The 18,137-nt window shown below is 71.8% G+C and carries 13 protein-coding genes; 5 read left to right on the top strand and 8 right to left on the bottom strand.

Going from position 1 to position 18,137, the window contains the following annotated elements:
* The first annotated feature begins 486 nt into the window (after nt 1-486).
* Nucleotides 487-1,641: a hypothetical protein gene (locus WME85_RS09485; protein ID WP_437837256.1), complete on the top strand. Its 1,155-nt coding sequence runs from the start codon at nt 487-489 to the stop codon at nt 1,639-1,641.
* Nucleotides 1,642-2,448: 807 nt separating this feature from the next.
* On the opposite strand, the gene WME85_RS09490 is transcribed toward WME85_RS09485, so the two are convergent.
* From WME85_RS09490 to WME85_RS09500, 3 genes are read right to left on the bottom strand one after another with little or no spacing between them, the layout of a single operon-like run.
* Complete coding sequence (locus tag WME85_RS09490) at nt 2,449-3,153, bottom strand: hypothetical protein (protein WP_437837258.1); 705 nt, start codon at nt 3,151-3,153, stop codon at nt 2,449-2,451.
* A gap of 8 nt (nt 3,154-3,161) precedes the next feature.
* Nucleotides 3,162-4,241, bottom strand: a complete 1,080-nt coding sequence (locus WME85_RS09495; protein WP_437837259.1) for a nucleotidyltransferase domain-containing protein — start codon at nt 4,239-4,241, stop codon at nt 3,162-3,164.
* 28 nt (nt 4,242-4,269) lie between these two features.
* Nucleotides 4,270-5,166 (bottom strand): hypothetical protein, encoded by an 897-nt coding sequence (locus WME85_RS09500; RefSeq protein ID WP_437837261.1) that lies wholly within the window; start codon nt 5,164-5,166, stop codon nt 4,270-4,272.
* Nucleotides 5,167-5,432: 266 nt separating this feature from the next.
* On the opposite strand from WME85_RS09500, the gene WME85_RS09505 reads away from it, so the two are divergent.
* On the top strand, nt 5,433-6,578 hold the full coding sequence (locus WME85_RS09505) for a glycosyltransferase family 4 protein (RefSeq protein WP_437837263.1): 1,146 nt from the start codon (nt 5,433-5,435) through the stop codon (nt 6,576-6,578).
* A 14-nt stretch (nt 6,579-6,592) separates the two neighbouring features.
* A complete protein-coding gene (locus WME85_RS09510) occupies nt 6,593-7,780 on the top strand; it encodes a glycosyltransferase family 4 protein (protein WP_437837265.1) in 1,188 nt (395 codons plus the stop codon).
* Nucleotides 7,781-8,085: 305 nt separating this feature from the next.
* Here WME85_RS09510 and WME85_RS09515 read toward each other — a convergent pair whose 3' ends face one another.
* Nucleotides 8,086-9,219 carry a hypothetical protein gene (locus WME85_RS09515; protein WP_437837267.1) on the bottom strand — a complete coding sequence of 378 codons (1,134 nt, stop codon included), beginning with the start codon at nt 9,217-9,219 and terminating at the stop codon, nt 8,086-8,088.
* An 831-nt stretch (nt 9,220-10,050) separates the two neighbouring features.
* On the opposite strand from WME85_RS09515, the gene WME85_RS09520 reads away from it, so the two are divergent.
* A complete protein-coding gene (locus WME85_RS09520; protein ID WP_436626021.1) occupies nt 10,051-10,305 on the top strand; it encodes a hypothetical protein in 255 nt (84 codons plus the stop codon).
* A 67-nt stretch (nt 10,306-10,372) separates the two neighbouring features.
* The gene (glgX, locus tag WME85_RS09525) at nt 10,373-12,502 is read left to right on the top strand and encodes a glycogen debranching protein GlgX (RefSeq protein ID WP_437837268.1); all 2,130 of its coding nucleotides are present in this window, start codon (nt 10,373-10,375) and stop codon (nt 12,500-12,502) included.
* Between the two features lie 95 nt (nt 12,503-12,597).
* Here glgX and WME85_RS09530 read toward each other — a convergent pair whose 3' ends face one another.
* From WME85_RS09530 to WME85_RS09545, 4 genes are all read right to left on the bottom strand, one after another.
* Entirely contained in the window at nt 12,598-13,917 is a 1,320-nt protein-coding gene (locus WME85_RS09530; protein WP_437837270.1) for a GNAT family N-acetyltransferase, read from the bottom strand.
* A 5-nt stretch (nt 13,918-13,922) separates the two neighbouring features.
* Nucleotides 13,923-14,825, bottom strand: a complete 903-nt coding sequence (locus tag WME85_RS09535) for a serine/threonine-protein kinase (protein WP_437837272.1) — start codon at nt 14,823-14,825, stop codon at nt 13,923-13,925.
* Between the two features lie 86 nt (nt 14,826-14,911).
* Complete coding sequence (locus WME85_RS09540; RefSeq protein ID WP_437837274.1) at nt 14,912-16,840, bottom strand: Rieske 2Fe-2S domain-containing protein; 1,929 nt, start codon at nt 16,838-16,840, stop codon at nt 14,912-14,914.
* Nucleotides 16,841-16,970: 130 nt separating this feature from the next.
* Entirely contained in the window at nt 16,971-18,137 is a 1,167-nt protein-coding gene (locus WME85_RS09545; RefSeq protein WP_437308802.1) for an RtcB family protein, read from the bottom strand.

Consider the following 18,137-nt stretch of genomic DNA (forward strand, 5'->3'; position numbering starts at 1 on the left):
GGCGCCAACGGAAGGGAGCAAGAGGACCGCGGCGAGGGTCGCGGCGCGTGATGGGCGTGTAAGGAGAGCAGCACGGCGCACGGTTCACCTCGTTGGAAGCTGATGCACGCATCCATGAATCGCCCCGCCAGACTCGATGGGATCCTGTCCGGCGCGGCGTTGCTATCTATATCATCCAGTAGCCGGCGGGGAGCGCTCCTGGTGTAGCCGTCTCCTGAGCGGTCCGGGGCAGTCGCATTGCATCTTCGGCTGTGAAATTCCCGGCGGATGTCAAAGAAAAGTGCATGCGGTGAGCGCCACCGACAGCCATGGCGCGGGGGAGCGTGCGTTCAGGGTGGAACCACAGCGCGCCGCCCTGTCGACGAACCAGCCATCAGGCGCTGACGACCGCTGTCCATCACGCCCCCTCGCCATGGTTCCGCGCCGCGTCGCGATCATGCCCGGCGGTTCCACCTCGAGACGCCGCGCCCGTAGCCTCGCGTGATCATGGCTACCAACAAAAAGAACTCGCGCCGGCAAGCCCTGGCGTCCGTCTTCGTTCCTGGCACCGACCCGCTGGCGTTCGCGCCGCCCGTCGTCACCACCCTCTCCGCGCAGCTCGCGGGGTTCACGGCCGAGCCCCACGGCTACGATCCCAAGCTCGCCGAGGATCTCGTCGCCGCGTACCGCCCGCGGCTCACGGCCATCACGCCGGATCGGCTGGAAGTCCCGCGCGTCGACGTCGAGTCGGTCAGCCGAGCTCTGCTCACCGTGCACGCGCTCACGCAGGCCCCGCCGCTCCTCGCGCTCTACCGCGGCGCGGCCGCGCAGGGGGAGTTCCAGCTCGACAACCTCGATCACCTGAAGGCGCTCGCGCTCATCCTCCTCCACGCGTACCGCCAGGCGGACGCCGCGGGCGCGTTCATCAGCGGCGCCAAGCTCTCGGCGGCCCTCGACAAGGAGTCGGCGGAGGTCGAGTCACGTCTCCAGAAGGTCTGCGAGCACTTCTTCGGCGACGACCCGGAGATCGGCCCCGTCCTCCGCCGCCTCAGCGCCGGCACGGGCTACCTCGATCGCGCGTACGACCTCCTCGGCTACGCGGACATCTACCACGCCAAGCACGACGTCGTGTCCACGGATCCGGTCCATTACCGTGCGACCGACCTCGCCGACGCCCGGAGGCTCGCCTCCCAGATGCTCGCCGCGCTCGGCGCGGCGCTGAGCCCGAAGGCGCGCGAGGCGTACGACCTGCTCCAGCGCGCGTGGACGCTCGCCAGGCCGCTCTATGTCGAGGTCCAGGAGCTCGGGCTGCGCTTCCTGCGGTACGATCCGCAGCGCGATGCGCGGTTCCCGTCGCTGTACGTGGTGGGGCGGGCCGGCCAGGGCCGGAAGAGGACGAAGAAGGAGGCTGCGGCGCCCGCAGGTGGCGCCTCGGCATCCAGCGCAGGTGGCGGGACGGCGACCGGCGGTGGCGCCGGGGCTGCGATCGGCACGGGGGGCGGGGCGACGACCGGCGCGGGTGGCGGGGCAACGCCGGGCGCTGGGGCGGCGACTGGCGCGGGCGGCGGGACAACGCCCGGCGCCGGTGGCGGCGCGACGTCCGGCAGCGGCGGCGGGGTGCCACCGGCGACCCGGGGCACCGAGACGCCGGCACCGGTCTAGCGGACAAGCACCCGGGGGTCGTGTCCACCTGTTCAGGTCCGGCATGCTCGACGAGGTGATCCGGAAGTTGCAACTCCCTCTGCGGCCTCGATCGAGGTTCTGGCCGGAGTTGCAACTCCCTCTGCGGCCTCGATCGAGGTTCTGGCCGGAGTTGCAACTCACCCTTCGGCCTCGATCGAGGTCCTGGCCGGAGTTGCAACTCCCCCGGGGGCCTCGTCCGGGAGGCTGGCCGCAGTTAAGGACCGCCGATCATCGCCGCGGACGTCCCGAGCCGAAGTCAAGTCACAACGCGAGCTCGACACCTCCACGTTTCCTGCTCCACGCCCTCCATTCTTGGCCCCGGGTTCCGTGCGGAGCTTCCCGGCGCCGCCGCCCATACCCCTGCGGCCTCCCGAAAAGCTTGCTCCGCCTCCGCCGCTCATGATGCAAGACGGGTGGCCCGGGGTGCGGTCCCGACGCGGAGCCGTCGGCGCGCGCGGCTCCTTCGCTCCGGAACTGCCGCGGCGTCGAGATAAACGGCGGCGCGCGCGGCCGCCGCCGCACCCGGGCACGCCCGGCGAAGTCAAGCGCCATCGTGCGCGTTGCTGCGGATCTGGGGCCACGGCTGCTCGCTAACCAAGCGATCGACGACGACCCAAGCCGCGTCACCGGATCCGCAGCAGCGCACATTCCGGACGGTCGGCACCTCTCGTTGAGTCCAACTCGCCGATTTTCTCTTTGACGCCCACGCTACTCGCCCGGAAAATGGTTCGCGTCCCCACATCACGCGTGGCCATCTCCCCAGGGCTTCCGCACATGTCCATGTGCTCACACGGCAAGGTCTTCGTGCTCGGCGCTTGACAGCGCCGCCCTCGCGATCGCCATCTGCCGCTCCAGATCTCCGGGCGAGGCGGGCGTCTCCAGGATCAGCGCCGCGTCGCTCGGGACCTGCGCGGCGACGCGCTGGAACGCCTGGGCCGCGCTCTGGCTCAGGGCGTCGTGGCGGCTCCCCGCGTTCACCTCGCTCACGTGGAGCTGCTTCAGCCGCGCCCGGTGCTGCTTCACCAGGAAATGCGCCTCCGTCATCGTGCGATCGACCTGGTGCGCGTGGCCGATGTCGAAGCAGAACGACGCCTCCGGGAGCGCCTCGAAGAACGCCTCGAGCTCCTCCACGGTGCGGCCGGTCCGCTTCCGCTTGTCCATGTTCTCGATGGCGAGCCGGCCGCCGAGCTGCCGCCAGGCCCCGAGATCGTGGAGCGTGTCCGGGTGGAGCACGATGAGCCAGCCCAGCGCGGCCACCTCCGCCATCGCGTCGGCGACGACGCGCTCCTCCGCGGCGTCGAAGCGGCTCGGGGCGTGGAACGACACGTAGTTGAACCGCGACAGGTCGAGCGACCCGAGGAGCCGGAGCAGCGGCTTGAGCTCCGAGATGCGCAGCGCGGAGAGCTCGACCGCGGTCGCGGAGCTGCCCTCCAGCATCGAGAGCGCCCGTTCGACGTCGCTCAGCGCGAGCGCTCCTGTCGAGTAGCCCATGGGTCGCATCAGAACACCCCGTACGTCTGGATGAGCTTGCGCAGCTCCGGATCCTCCTCGAAGAAGAGCCGGTTGAGCCCGCCCTGGAACTCGCGCCCGATGTCCCGCACCCGCTTGAAGGTCGGGTCATCGCCGAGGTGCTCGTCGAGCGGCAGCTGCTTCAGCCGGCCGCGCTCCTCCTCGTTCGACAGGAGCGCGAGGAACGCATCGTAGCTGTCGAACAGCGTGCGCGCCGTCTCCGCGGAGACCGAGGGCCGGAGCAGCACCTCGGCCAGGCTCTCCAGCGGGGTCACCCGGATGCGCTCCCTCAGGAAGCGCACGAGCGCCGGGGTCGTGATCCCGCCCTCGTCGGCCCACGTCGTCCGGTCCTTGCCGAACAGCTCGAACCCGAAGCACGTGATGAGCCCGCTGACGAAGATGAGCTTCCGCGACATCCTGAGCTTCGCGTTGCGGAGCGCCCAGCCCGAGCTGCGCTCCCGCTGCTTGTAGACGAAATCGACGGCGACGGTGCGCCAGTACCGGACGATGTCGTTCAGGAGGAACATCGGGATGATCTCGCGCTTGCTGCCGTAGAGCAGCCCGCGATCGTCCTCCACGTAGCGCGAGAGCACGAGCCTGAGCACGCGCTCGTGGGCGTCCGGCTTGCCGATCGCGAGCGACTCCAGGAGCAGCAGGATGCGCTGGGTCGTGTTCTTGTTCGTGTCCTCCTGCCCGCCGATCTGGTGGAGGATCGGGTGGCTGAACGCCACGTTGCCGAACACGCCCGTCGGGCCCGGCTCATGGAACTTCGCGTCCCTCAGGATCTTCGTGATCGCCTGGACCTGGCTGAAGTGCCCCTCGTCGGCCTGGCCGTCGATGAGCAGCGTCCAGTCGAGATCGCTGCCGGTCGTGTACTCGCCCCGCGCCAGCGAGCCGAAGACCACCGCGCTCGTGTCGCACGGGATCTGCTCGCGGAGCAGCGTCGCGAGCCGCGCCCGGGTCTCCGCCGAGAGCCGCGCGGCCGCCTCGATGCTCGGCCACGACCGCCCCGCCTTCTCGCCGATCCGCTCGATGGCGCTCCGCGGCGCCCCGCCTTCGTCTCGTGTCATCGCTCGCACCTGCCGCGTCCGGCGCGCCTCACGCCCCGCCGTCGCCCGAGAGGGAGAGCCCGAACCACCGGTCCACGAGGCCATGGTGCTCGGTGAGGCGCTCGCGGTAGCGGGGGGTGCCCTCGAGCGCGGCCCGCTCGAAATCGACCCAGTAGAGGGCGCCCGTCTTCTCACCGACGAGCACGTTGCCCAGCTTGACGTCGAGCGGCGCGACGCCGCGCGCGTTCATCGCCCGGACGATCTCCTCGAGGCGGCCGCGGTAGGCGCCGCCGCCGCCCTGCGCGAACGCCTCGATCTCCCGCCGGTCGCGGTCCGGATCGAACAGCTGCCCGAGCGGCGCGAGGTCGATGTCGAGCACCTTCTCCCCGCGCTCGGCGACGAGGTGCTGGAGCGTCCGGCCGCGCACGTAGTCGAGGAACAGGGTGCGCGTCGTGAGCTGGATGCCGCGGACCCTCGGGACGCTGGGGAGGTCGCGCAGGCGGAGGAGCGCCGCCGCTTCATTGTAGAAGAAGAGGCCGAGCAGGGCGAAGAGGTGCGCGTCGAGGGGCGCGTTCCTCGGCTGGCCGATAAAGCGCTTGCGGACGCAGACGTAGCCGCGGTGCAGGACGACGTGCAGCCGGTACCGCAGGCGCGGCATCTTCTCGCTACGGCGGTTGAAGAACGCGACGTCGGCCGGGTGGATCGCGAAGGCGAAGCCGTCTTGATCGAGCTCGGCGAGCACCCTGTCACCCGGGCCGAGCTCGGCGACCGACGGGATCTCGCTCGGGGTCACGGCGTCCGGCACGGGCAGCGGGTTCTCGTCGAGCCGCCGCGCGAGGAGGGCTCTTACCGTCTCGAGCCGCGCGGCGAGCAGCCGCGTCGCGCTGTCCATGCCTGGCACGCGGCGCAAGCCCTGGTCGAGGGCGCGCCGAAATTCAGGGTTCATGCCCGTCTAGTAGCCGCTTCCGCTCGCCAAATCAAAAGGCGAGGTGACGGCCACGCGAGGTGGTACCGTGGTCCAGCGTGCGCGCGGCCTCCGCGCCAGACGACGAGCGCCAGACGGCGAGCGCCTGGTGGACCGCGCGCTGGCGTACAGGGCATACGTGTTGGCAGCGTGGGTGACGGTGGCGCGGTGCTGTTTGCTCTTCAACAGGAGACCCGATTCGGGTAACTAGCCTCATGGGGACTTCGACGCTGCGGATCGTCCATGCCGTGAGCAGTCTGAACGGCGGAGGGATGGAGCATTTCGTGCTGCGCCTCGCCGAGGCGCAGCGGCGCCACGGCCACGACGCCTCCATCCTCGCGCTGCGCGGCGGCCCGCTCGAGGAGCTGGCGCGCCAGCGCGCGCTGCCGGTCACGGTGCTGCGCGGGCGCCTGCCCGCGCGGGTCGCGCAGGGGGCGCTCGCCTTCGCGCGCCGGCGGCCGCACATCATTCATGCGCACAACCCCACGTCGCTGCACTACGCCACGGTCGGCAAGCTGCTCACGCGGGCGCGACTGGTCTTCACCGATCACGCCCAGACGCGCGGGATCATCCGCGTGCCCTCGCGCTTCGAGTGGCGCGAGACGGACGCCGTCGTCGGCTGTTCGCAGGACACCGCCGACAAGAGCGGCGCTGTGGGCGTGGCCAGCAACATCTCTGTGATTCACAACGGCATCGACATCACCCCGGCGCGGCGGACGCGCGAGGAGGTGCGCGCCGAGCTCGGCTTCGGCGCGGACGCAGCGCCCGCGGCCTCGTCGGAGCCCGCGGCCTCGTCGGCGCCCGCGGCCTCGTCGGCGCCCGCGGCCTCGTCGGCGCCCGCGGCCTCGTCCGCCGGCGCTTTCCTCGGGATCATGCCGGCCGCGTTCCATCCGGTGAAGGGGCACGACGTGCTGCTCCGGGCGCTCGCGCGGCTCAGGGATCGCGGCGTCGCCGTCACGGTGCTCATCGTGGGCGACGGGGACGAGCGCGACCGCATCCACGCGCTCGCGAGGGAGCTCGGGATTCACGGCAAGGAGGCGCGCTTCCTCGGGTTTCGCAAGGACGTCCCCGATCTGCTCCTGGCGGCCGACTTCTTCGTCCTGCCCTCGCGCGACGAGGGGTTGCCGCTCGCGGTGCTCGAGGCGATGGCGCGCCGGCTGCCTGTCGTGGTGACGCCGGTCGGCGGCGTGCCGGAGGTCGTGCGCAGCGAGGAGCACGGCCTCCTCGTCCCGGTGGACGACCCCGACGCGCTCGCGGGCGCGATCGAGCGGCTCGCGCGCGATCCGGCGCTCGGCCGGCGGCTCGGCGAGGCGGGGCACGTCCGGGTCCGCGACGACTTCTCGTTCGAGAAGATGACGCGCAAGTACGAGCAGCTCTATCTCAGCCTCACGTGACGGGCGAGCGCGCGATGAAGGTACTCGTCTTCACCCATCATTATCCGTCGAAGCGGCTGCCGACGATGGCGCCGTACAGCTATCACACGTACAGGGCGCTCGCGCGGCGCTGCGAGATCCGGCTCGTGGCCCCGACGCCCTGGTGGACGCGGGCGCGGGGGGCGTCGCGGGAGCTCCTCGGCGGCACGCGCGAGTCGCACACCGGCATCGACGCGCTGTTCCCCACCTACTGGTCGATCCCGGGGCTGCCGCGGCTGCACGCGCGGGCGATCCACGCGTCGCTCCGGGGCACGATGGCCGGGCTGCGCCGCGAGTTCCCCTACGACGTGATCCTGGCCGCGTGGGCCTACCCTGACACGGTGGCCGCGGAGGCGTTCGCGCGGGAGGCCGGGGTGCCGATCGTCACGACGGTGCTCGGCAGCGACATCAACGAGCAGCCGAGGAACGCCGTGCTGCGGGCGCAGATCGCGCCGGCGCTCCAGCGCTGCGCCCGGGTGGTGGCGGTGAGCGGGGCGCTCGGCGAGCGCCTGGTCGAGCTCGGGGTGCCGCGCGAGCGCGTCGTCGTGCAGCTCAACGCCGTCGACGGCGAGCGGTTCTCGATCCGGGATCGGGCGGCCCCGCGGCAGCGCCTCGGCGTCCCCGCGGACGCGAAGGTGGTGCTCTACGCCGGCTATCACGTGCCCGAGAAGGGCGTGGACGTCCTCGTGGAGGCGATGGCGCACCTCGACCGGTCAGGCCGTCGCGACGTGCACCTGATGATGGTCGGCGGCGGCGAGCTGCTCGAGCCGCTGCGCGCGCGGGTCAGCGAGCTCGGCCTCGGGGACCGCGTGCAGCTGTTCGGCTGGGCGCTGCCCACGCAGATCCCGGACTACATGGCGGCGTGCGACGTGTTCTGCCTGCCGAGCCGCCGCGAGGGATGCCCGAACGTCGTGCTGGAGGCGCTCGCCTCGGGCCGCCCTGTCGTCGCGACCCGGGTGGGCGGCGTGCCGGAGCTCGTGCGCGAGGGGCAAGGGGGGAACGGCCTGCTCGTCCCGGCGGGCGACCCTCAGGCGCTCGGGGACGCGCTGGTCCGGGCGCTGGAGACGGCGTGGGATCCGGCGGCGCTGCGGGGGAGCGTGGGCGCGCTCTCGTGGGACGTCGTGGGGGAGCGCTATCACGCGCTCCTCGAAGAGGTCCTCGGGGAGCGGCACGGCGCGGGCTAAGGCTCGGCCGGCTGCTCGGCCCCCGGCGAGGGTGCTCGTCGCGCGGCGCAGGGAGGGCTGAACTCGCCTGGGACGTCGTGTACCCGTCGCGCTTCGCGCGCCGGATACACGACGTTGTTTGGGCTCAAACATCAGCCCTCCCTGCGCCGCGCGACGAGCACCCTCGCCGGGGGCCTACCGGGTCGTTAGAGGACATTGCTTGGGCTCAAACAGCAACCCTCCCGGCGCCGCGCGACGAGCGCCCTCGCCGGGGGCCTACCGGGTCGCCTGGAGGTGAGCGATTTCGCGGGAGAGATCGCTCCAGGTCAGCTCGCGCAGGGCGGGGGCTTCAGGCGGTAATCCCTGTAGTCGCCGGGGTTGCCCGTCTTGCCGTCGAGCGCCGCGATCGCGATGTTGTACATCTCCCGCGCGGTGACGTAGTGGAGCACCCACTCCTTGCCGTCGTTGTACCGGGTGGTGAGCTCCCGGTGGAGCGTATGGCTCCCCGCGCCGAGCAGCGACTCCGCTTGATCCTCGGGCGCGCCGTGCGTGTAGACCTTGACGAACACCCACTCGGGCCTTCCCTCGATGTGGATGTTCTGATCCACCCACGTCTTCACCCGGTCCGGCGTCGGCGGGTCGACCGCCTGGAGCGCGCCGTATTCCATCCGCACCCGCGGCCGGTTCCCCCGGCGCGTCAGCGACAGCGCGAGCGGACCCTCGATCATCAAGATACGGTCCTCCAGCACCTCGCCGACCTTGGCGCGCGCCCCCACGGCGTGGGCGCTCCGGCGCGCGAGGTTGCCCGTCGGCCAGTAGATCTGATTCACGATGCTGTGCTGCGACTCGTCAGGCGCCGAGGGGAACGTGTAGTCGGCATAGCAGCCCGTCTCGAACAGGAGCGGGAGCTCCGCGTCGACTCCGCAGTTCCGCGAGTCCCGCCCGGAGTTCGCCAGACACCAGTTGCCGTGGATGAACCCGTAACGCATGCGCCCGTCCGCGTCGCGCGAGAAGTGCCCGTGCTTCCCCAGGATGTCCAGGTACCTGAGGATGTCGGCGCGCAGGTTCTCCTCCGTGTCGTTGTGATGGTGCAGGTGCAGCTCCACCTCGCCGAATCCGCGGCGCGTGAGGTCCGCCAGCGCATCGAGCCATCCAGGCGTGTACTGCTCCCCCGGAAAGAAGAAGCTGTGCCGCGGGTGCCGGCCGTCCCCGTCGCGGTAGGCGCTGGCCATCTCGGGATACCGCTCTGACCACGCCCTCACCCGCGCATCGCCGACCTCCGGCGTGGCGTTCTCCCACCCAGGCTCCCAGTGGTCGCAGACCGCAAAGAGGAGGTGCCGCGGGCCGATCGGACGCGGAGCGCGGGCGTTCTCGATCCTCTGCCGGGCGTAGCCGCCGAGCCAGTTGTGGAGGTTCTTGTTCTTGAGATACTGGATCTTCGCCTGGAGTGTTCCGATCATGAGCTCTCTCGACCGCGACGCATGGGACCGGCGGCCGCCGCGGCGGGGCGATACTAACCTGGTCACCGGAGCACTGCTACAGCCGCAACGTGGTCGGCGCTGCGATCGAGATCACCTCTCCAGCGCGCGCCGCGCGGTCTCCCCCTCCGGCGCACACACGCACCACGGTCGGACTGCCCCGTCGCAATCCTGCGGTGCGCGACCGGTGCTCCGCAGGCCCGGAGCCCGGAGCCCGCGGCGGCGCTCGGTAGAGGGCGAGCAGCGCCGGGCCCTCGCAGGGGTCAGCAGCAGGCAGATGACGTGACACCCGCCGCTGGGGCAGGACGCCTCGGAGCTCGCCGCGGGGCGGCGGGCGACGGGCGGCGGACGGCGGACGGCGGGCGGCGGGCACAGCAGGGCGGGGGAACGCCGGCGCAGGCGGGACGGCGGAGCGGCAGGCGAAGGTGGACCGGCAGATCTGCCTCGAAACATCGGCCCATGGAGGGCTGCACGCCCGTCCGCTCGTACCGCGCTCTGCACGGATCCATCAGGGGCCCCGCTGCATTCCCCCGGCGCAGGCCACGTTGCCGTTCGGGGCAGCCGGCACGGTCCTTTTCCTTGGCGGCGCGCATCGTGCTTACAATTTTGGCGTCTGGCTATCCAGCAAACGATCCGGTCTCTGCCGTGGGAGACAATTCGCCCCACCTGTGGCGCTTTTGTAGTACCAGGCTCCGCCGGTACCCACTGACCGTTGTGTCCGCGGTGAGCGAACGCACCGGAACGGTGATGGCACGATGCCTGCTCTCGGCTGTAGCTGTCTGTAGGCATCACCCGAAGCGCAAGGAGCCCGGCATGATTTCAACCTCGATGACGCCGACCGAAGAGCTGGTCACCCTCCCGCCGCGGAGGACTTCCCTCGAGTCATCAGCCTCCATGGCGGAGGCGTGCGAGCTAGCCCGGCGGCTCGCCGACATGATCGAACGCCTCAGGGTTTGCACCCCGGAAGGCGACCAGGCCCACACGCTCCGCATCGCAGAGGGGATGGCCCGCAGCGTGGCGGACGCCGTGACCGACGTCATGCGCAGCCGGCGCGTTCACTCCGCCTAGCCATCGCCACGCACGTCACTAGATCACAAGGGCCGAAAGGGGGGGCCCATCCGGCCTGGAGACCAGCATGATTTACAAGCGCAAGGGACTGCGACCGGGGGATCCATATCCGCTCGGTGCGACATGGGACGGGTCTGGTACGCAGTTCGCGCTCTACTCGGAGAACGCTGAGGCAGTCGAGCTGTGCCTCGTCGATGACGAGGGGAACGAGCAGCGCCTGCCGGTGCGTCACCGCACCTCCTTCGTGTGGCACGTCTACGTGCCGGAGATCGGGCCGGGGCAGCGGTACGGCTACCGCGTCCATGGCCCGTGGGCCCCGGAGCGGGGCCTGCGCTTCAACCCGCACGTGCGCCTGCTCGACCCCTACGCGAAGGCGCTCGCGTCCCGGGTCCAGTGGAATGCGAACTCGTTCGCCCACGTCATCGGCGAGCCGGACGGGGACCTCCGTATGTCGGAGGAAGAGGCGCTCGGCGCCCCCCTCGGCGTCGTGATCGATCCGTCCTTCGACTGGACCGGAGACCGGTCCCCGCGCGTCCCGTTCCACCGCAGCGTCATCTACGAAGCGCACGTCCGCGGCCTGACGATGCTGCACCCGGAGATCCCGGAGGAGCTCCGCGGGACGTACCTGGGCATCGCCCACCCGGCCATGATCGGGTACCTGAGGTACCTCGGCATCACCGCCATCGAGCTCCTGCCCGTGCACGCCTTCGTGCACGAGAAGTTCCTGCTCGACAAGGGGCTCCGGAACTACTGGGGCTATCACACCATCGGCTTCTTCGCTCCGGACGTCGGTTACCGCGCGGGCAGCGACGTGACCTCCGAGGTCCGGCAGTTCAAGGAGATGGTGAAGGCGCTCCACGCCGCCGGCATCGAGGTCATCCTCGACGTCGTCTACAACCACACGGCCGAGGGCAACCACATGGGCCCGACGCTGAGCCTGCGCGGCATCGACAACCCGACCTACTACCGGCTCGTCCCCGGCGGCGAGCGCTACTACTTCGATTACACAGGCACGGGGAACACCCTCAACGTGCGCCACCCGCAGTCGCTCCAGCTGATCATGGACTCGCTGCGGTACTGGGTCCTCGACATGCACGTCGACGGGTTCCGGTTCGACCTGGCCGCGGCGCTCGCGCGCGGTCTGCACGACGTCGATCAGCTCTCGAGCTTCTTCACCATCGTCCACCAGGATCCGGTGCTCAGCCAGGTGAAGCTCATCGCGGAGCCCTGGGACGTCGGCCCCGGCGGCTACCAGGTCGGCAATTTCCCGGTGCGCTGGGCGGAATGGAACGGCCGTTACCGGGACACGCTGCGCGATTTCTGGCGCGGCTGCGGCGGCACCGCCTCGGACCTCGGCTTCCGGCTCACGGGGAGCAGCGACCTTTACGAGAACAACGGGCGCAAGCCGTACACGAGCGTCAACTTCGTCACGGCCCACGACGGCTTCACCCTCGCGGATCTCGTCTCGTACAACCACAAGCACAACGACGCGAACGGGGAGGGCAACTGCGACGGCGCGGACGACAACCGGTCCTGGAACTGCGGCGCCGAGGGGCCCACGGACGACCCCGAGATCCTCCAGCTCCGCGCCCGGCAGATGCGGAACATCATGGCGTCTCTCCTGTTCTCGCAGGGCACGCCCATGATCCTCCACGGCGACGAGCGGGGGCGCACGCAGGAGGGCAACAACAACGGGTATTGCCAGGACAGCCCGCTCACGTGGCAGCCGTGGATCTGGGACGAGCCGTCCCGGGCGCTCATGGAGTTCACGCGCAAGTGTCTCCGCATCCGGCACGAGCACCCCGGGCTCAGGCGCTCGACCTTCTTCAAGGGGCGCCCGATCCGCGGCGGCAAGACCTACGATATCCAGTGGTATCGCCCGGACGGAGAGCTGATGACCGACGAGGACTGGTGCAACCCGTGCACGCAGTGCCTGGGCGTGTTCCTGTCGGGAGAGGGGCTCGACGACGTGGACGAGTCGGGCGACCGGCTTGTCGACGACGACTTCGTCCTGCTGCTCAACTCGTCTCCGGGCGACATGAGCTTCGCGCTCCCCTTCGCCGATGATCCCAGGCCTTGGCAGCTCCTCGTGGACACCCACGACGACGCCGCCACCGAGTCGCGCAACGGCGGCGAACAGACGCAGCTGACGTCGCGCTCGCTCAAGCTCTTCCTCCGGGCCCGGCGCGGCGCCTGACCGGCGCGGCCGCGCCCGCGGCCGCCCGTCAGAGCGCCCGCGGCCGCCCGTCAGAGCGCCCGCCCGCCGACCGTCAGAACGGCCGCGGCCGCCCGTCAGAACCCGTTGAAGGTGCCGAGGAACAAGGGGGGGCCGGCGAACGCCGCGTCGAGGAGCGCGGCCGCCTTGGCGCTGCCCACGACGAACCCCTGGCTCAGGAGATCGCGCGCCGAGGTGGCGCCAAAATAGATCTGCGTGAGCCGCTCGATGGAGAGCGACAGGCGGTCTCCCGCCGTGCTGCCAGGCGCCGTCTGGACGCCGCGCGCCGCGAAGGTGAGGTCGAAGGCGCGCGGCGCGTCGGTGAACACCGGATCCTCGACGTCGAGGCCGATGGCGCCGCGGACGCCGTGCTTCCTCGGCGAGGGGTGCAGCGCGAGCGCGGCGGGGACGTCGATGATGCGCCCCATCGCGCCGGCCGCCGTCAGGCCGAGGACGTTGCGGCGGTGCGCCGCGTGGCCGGGCGGGCACAGGCCGGGGTGCCGGGCCGCCGTCTCGTAGACGACCGGCTCGTCGCGGATGCCGGGCTCGTCGAGCAGGGGCGCGCCGTAGCCGCGCGGGAGCGTGAGCTCCACGACCTCGTACTGGTCGCCGAGCGCGCCGAGGAAGCCGATGAGCCCGCGGTAGGCGCCCGGCGTCGGCGCGCGGAGCTCGCGGACGAGCAGCTGCTGGACGCCGTAGGCGCCGCCCTCCGGGACGTCGAACAGCAGGTAGCCGGCGATCGCCTTGGAGCCCGGGTCCACGTAGACAGCGCCGCTCGGGGAGCGCTTGAACACGCGCACGTCCCACCAGTACTCGCTGCGCTTGAGCTGCCCCGTGGTGTCGGTGCGCGCGACGTCGTAAGCCTGCTTGATGAGCGGCTCGTCACGAGGGCGGGAGAAGGCCCGCACGTGGCGGCGCAGCACCGAGTCCGGGAGCCGATCGGGCGAGGTGCGCACGACGTCCCGGAGCTCGCAGACGCCGAAGCCGAACCTGCGGTAGAACGACAGCCGGAAGGGGTGGAGCAACGTGAGCGCCTCGCCGCGGCGGCGCATGCGGCGGAGGCTCTCGCGCACGAGCCGATCCGCGATGCCCCGGCGGCGGAACTCCGGGAGCACCGCCGCGGAGGCGAGGCCCTGGAACGGCACGTCCGCGCCCGCGAAGCTCATGGTCAGGTCGAGCGAGGAGACGTGCCCGACGATCTGGCCGTCGGTCTCGGCGACGATCACGTTGTCGAGGGCGAGGTGCGCGTGCTCGGTGAAATACCGCAGCCACGCCTCCGGATCGCCCGCCTGGAACGCGCGGTAGGCGACCGTGGCGAGGGTGCCCTCCTCGCCCTTGCGGGCGCTGCGGAACACGAGCTCGTGGTTGGAGCGGCTCGGGGTGCGGGCGCGCGCCATGGGGGTCAGCCCGCCTTGCCAGGCGCGTCCGTCGGGCCGGGTGCCGGAAGCGGCGACCCGGAGGCGGCGGCCCGGCGCAGCGCGTCCGCCATCTCCTCGGCCGAGGAGAAGCGGCCGGGCGGCTCGCGGGACAGCGCCTTGACGAACCACGCGTCGAGGGCGGGCGTGACGTCGGCGCAACGCTCGCTCGGGAGCGGGAAGATGCCGACCCGGATGGCGCCCAGCAGCGCCTCGAGCCCCTTCTGCTCGAACGGCGGGACGCCGGTGAGCGCCTGGTACGCCATGACGGCCACGGACCAGAGGTCCGAGCGGCCATCGACCCTCTTCGGGTTGAAGAACTGCTCCGGGCTCATGTAAACGAGGTTGCCGACGACCGCGCCCGTGGCCGTCAGCGTGGTGCCCTCGGGGTCGACGTCGCCCCTGGCCACCCCGAAATCGAGCAGCTTGACGCAGGTGCTCCCGCCGCTGTCGGCGAGGAAGACGTGCTCCGGCGTGATGTCCCGGTGGATGATTCCGAGCCTGTGCGCCGCGGTGAGCCCGGCGCAGAGCTCCGATACGAGGGTGACTGTCTCCGTGAGGGACATGCGCCCGGCGCGCGCGAGCCGGTCGGACAGCTCTTCACCGCGGAGCAGCTCCATCACGATGTACGGGAGGCCGTTCCCGGCCACGCCGTGCTCGTGGACCTCGGCGACGTGAGGGCTCTTGATCCTCGCCATGAGCGCGCCCTCGCGGTGGAACCGGGCGACAGCGGTCGCGTCGGTCGCGAGCGACGCAGAGATGAACTTGACGGCGACTTCCCTGCCGAGCCCCTGGTGGTGCGCCGTCCAGATGCTGCCGATCCCTCCCATCCTGAGGAGGGTCACGAGCGTGAGGTGCGGCGCTACTTGGGACCCGGGCTCGAGCCGCATAGATGGCCAGTATGCATGAAGCGTCCTGCGCTGGCCACAGGGCGTGACGCCGTGCGGCGGGCAGCGGGGGCGCGTCGGTCATCGCGTCAGTAGAGCCCCTCGGGCGGCCGGCCATCGGACATGAACTTCCGCGCGACGGCGGCGATCCGCCGCGCGTGGAGCTCGCGCCGGACGGGCACGAGGTAGGTGAGCAGCGCCTCCAGGTACGCGCCGTCCGGCTGCGGATCGGACGACTCGAGCCGCTGCAGCGCCTCGAGCGTCTTCACGGCGTGCGCGGTGAAGATCGGCCTCACCGCGGCGTCGAAGGCGGCGAAAGGGGCGAGCTCGGCGAAGGCGCGGCGGCGGCCCGCAGCGTCGAGCTCCCGCGCGATCGCGAGCGCCCCGCCGACGTCGCGCGCCTCCACCGCCTGGAGCAGCGTGCCGCCTGGCGCCCGCGCCGCGGCCCCGGCCGGCGCGGCGGCTCGCGCGACGTGCGCGACGTGCGCGACGTGCGCGACGTGCGAAACGTGCGAAACGTGCGAAACGTGCGAAACGTGCGAAACGTGCGTAACGTCAGCCGCGCGGAGCTTGCCGACGAAGCCGGCCGCGAGCACGGCGAGCTGCGCGGCCTCGCGCGGGAGGGCCTCGCGGGCGAGCGCGGCGGCCGCCTCCGCGAAGGTGACGGCGTGCGTGACGTCGAGCACCCCGACCTCGGCGTCGAGGCGCTGCTCCCAGGCCGGATCGAAGCGCGCGAGGCGGAGGGCCGCGGCGTGGCCGATCGCGCCGAGCAGCGCGAGCGCGCCGGCGCCGCGCGCGAGCCAGCCCACGGTCGCCTCGACGGCCGGCCCCTCTCCTGCGAGCACCTCCGCCTCGAAGGCGGCGCGCTCCGCAGGGTCGAGCGGCGGGTCGAGCGGCGCGCCGAGCGCAGGTGCGGAGGCCGCGGGGGCGGCGGCTGCGCCATCCACGGAGGCCACGGAGGCTGCCGGGGCGGCGGCGGCGCCCTCGGGCCCGGGCAAGGGCAGCTCGGCCACGCGCGCGAGCGCGGCGCGCGTGGCGGCGAAGGGGGGCAGGCTCGTGTCGGCGGTGGCCCAGGCGAGCTGCACCGTCGAGGCCGCGAGGACCTCGTCCGCGGCGGCGGAGAACCGCCCGGCCAGCTCGAGCGCCTTGGTGAGGAAGATCGCGCCGTGCCCGTAGTCGAGGAGGTGCTGCGCGACGAACGGCATGAGGGCGCGGCGCGCGCCGGCGGTGCCGCGGACCTCGACGAGCTCGCGCATGCGCGCCTCGGCCTCGTCGCGCCGCTCCGCCGCGAGCGCCTCGCTCACCTTCTCCGGCTCGTCGAGCTCGAAGTCGGCGATGCGCACGAGCGGCGAGCTCCCGCCGGCCCTGCCCGGGCCCTTGCCGCGCGGGCCGAGCCGGGCCGACGCCTCGCCGACCGCGTGGGCGGCGACGACGAACGCCTCCTCGGCGGGGACCCAGCCGCGCTCGATCCAGGCGCAGAGGTCCGCCAGCAGGGCGAGGCCGTGGTCGAAGCCGTGCTCGGCGCGCTCCGCCCCGTCCCTGGCGAGCACCTCGAACGCGAGGTGCAGGCTGCCGAGGCCGGTCTCCGCCCGGTGCAGCCCGAGCGCCCCCAGCCGCAGGCCCTCGCGCAGGGCGCGCGCCGGCTCGTCGCGCAGGATCGCCTCGCGCAGGCCGGCGACGAGGCGCCGCACCTCGGCCGCCGTGTCGACGGCCCGGTTCAGCTGCACGCGCCCGCCGTCGACGCGGGTGGCGTAGCGCCGCACCGGCTCGCCGCCGAAGGAGCAGGCGCCCGTGGCGATGTCGAACTTCCAGTTGTGCCACGCGCACGTCAGCACGCCGCCGCGCAGCGCGCCCTGCGAGAGCGGGTAGCCCTGGTGCGGGCACCGATCGTCGAGCGCGTGGACCTCGCCGCCCCGGAGGACGCAGGCGAAGCGCCGCCCCGCGCCGTCCTTGCGCAGCACGGGCTGCTCCGCCGGGAACTCGGAGAGGGGGCCCAGATCGATCCAGTCCGACTTCATGGCTTCTCCGCGCGGCGTGCGTCGCGCCGGCGCCGGACATCGTAGCCGAGAGCGGGGCGGGGCGGGGCCGCCAATCCGGTGCGCGCGCCGAAAAGGCCCGGCCCGGCGCCGCCGCGAGCGAGCGCCCCGCTCAGCCCTTCACGCACATGACCTGCCGGAGCTCGGCGACGATCTCCACGAGATCGCGCTGGTCCTCCATGACCCGCTCGATCGGCTTGTACGCGGCGGGGATCTCGTCGAGGACCCCGCCGTCCTTGCGGCACTCGACGCCGGCCGTCTGCGCGGCGAGGTCCTTGACGGTGAAGCGCCGCTTCGCCTCGCCGCGGCTCATCTTGCGCCCCGCGCCGTGCGACGCGCTCTCGAACGCCTCGGGGTTGCCGAGGCCCCGCACGATGTACGAGCGCGTGCCCATCGAGCCTGGGATGATGCCGAGCTCGCCCTTGCCCGCGCGGATCGCGCCCTTGCGCGTCACCAGCACCTCCTCGCCGAAGTGGTGCTCCTCGGCCACGTAGTTGTGGTGGCAATAGATGGCCTCCTGGATCTCGAGCTGGGGGAAGTGCCGCCGCAGGACGTCCTCGGCGAGGTGGAACATGGCCTCGCGGTTCGCGCGGGCGTACCGCTGCGCCCAGAAGAGGTCGTGCCGGTAGGCCTTCATCTCCGGGGTGCCGGCGAGGAAGACGGCGAGATCGCGATCGGGCAGGTCGCGGTTGTGGGCGAGCTTCTTCGCCGTGGCGATGTGGATCTCGGCGAGCTCCTTGCCGATGTTACGAGAGCCGGAGTGGAGCATCAGCCACACGCCGCCTTCCGTGTCGAGGCAGAGCTCGATGAAGTGGTTGCCGCCGCCCAGCGTGCCGAGCTGACAGCGCGCCTTCGTGAACAGCCCCTGGACCTTCGGGGTCAGGCTCTTGAACTCCTCCCAGAGCGGCAGGCCCGCGAACCCCTTCGGCGGCGCGTCGTGGGCGGCGAACCCGACGGGGATCGCCCGCTCGATGTCGCTGCGGATGCGCTTGAGGTCGTCCGGTAGATCGGCGGCCTTGAGGTTCGTGCGGAGCGCGCCCATCCCGCAGCCGATGTCGACGCCGACGGCGGCCGGCGCGACGGCGTCCCGCATCGCGATGACCGAGCCGACGGTCGCGCCCTTGCCGAAGTGGACGTCCGGCATCGCGGCGACGTGGTGGAACACCCACGGCAGGGCGCTGATGTTGCGCAGCTGCTCCAGCGCGACCGCCTCGACCTCCTCCGGCCGGGTCCACATCTTGATGTCCACGTTCCTGCCCTTGATCTGCGCGGGTCCCAT

Origin of the sequence: Sorangium sp. So ce1153, assembly GCF_051521595.1 — a bacterium.
In the GTDB taxonomy this organism is placed as follows: domain Bacteria; phylum Myxococcota_A; class Polyangia; order Polyangiales; family Polyangiaceae; genus Sorangium.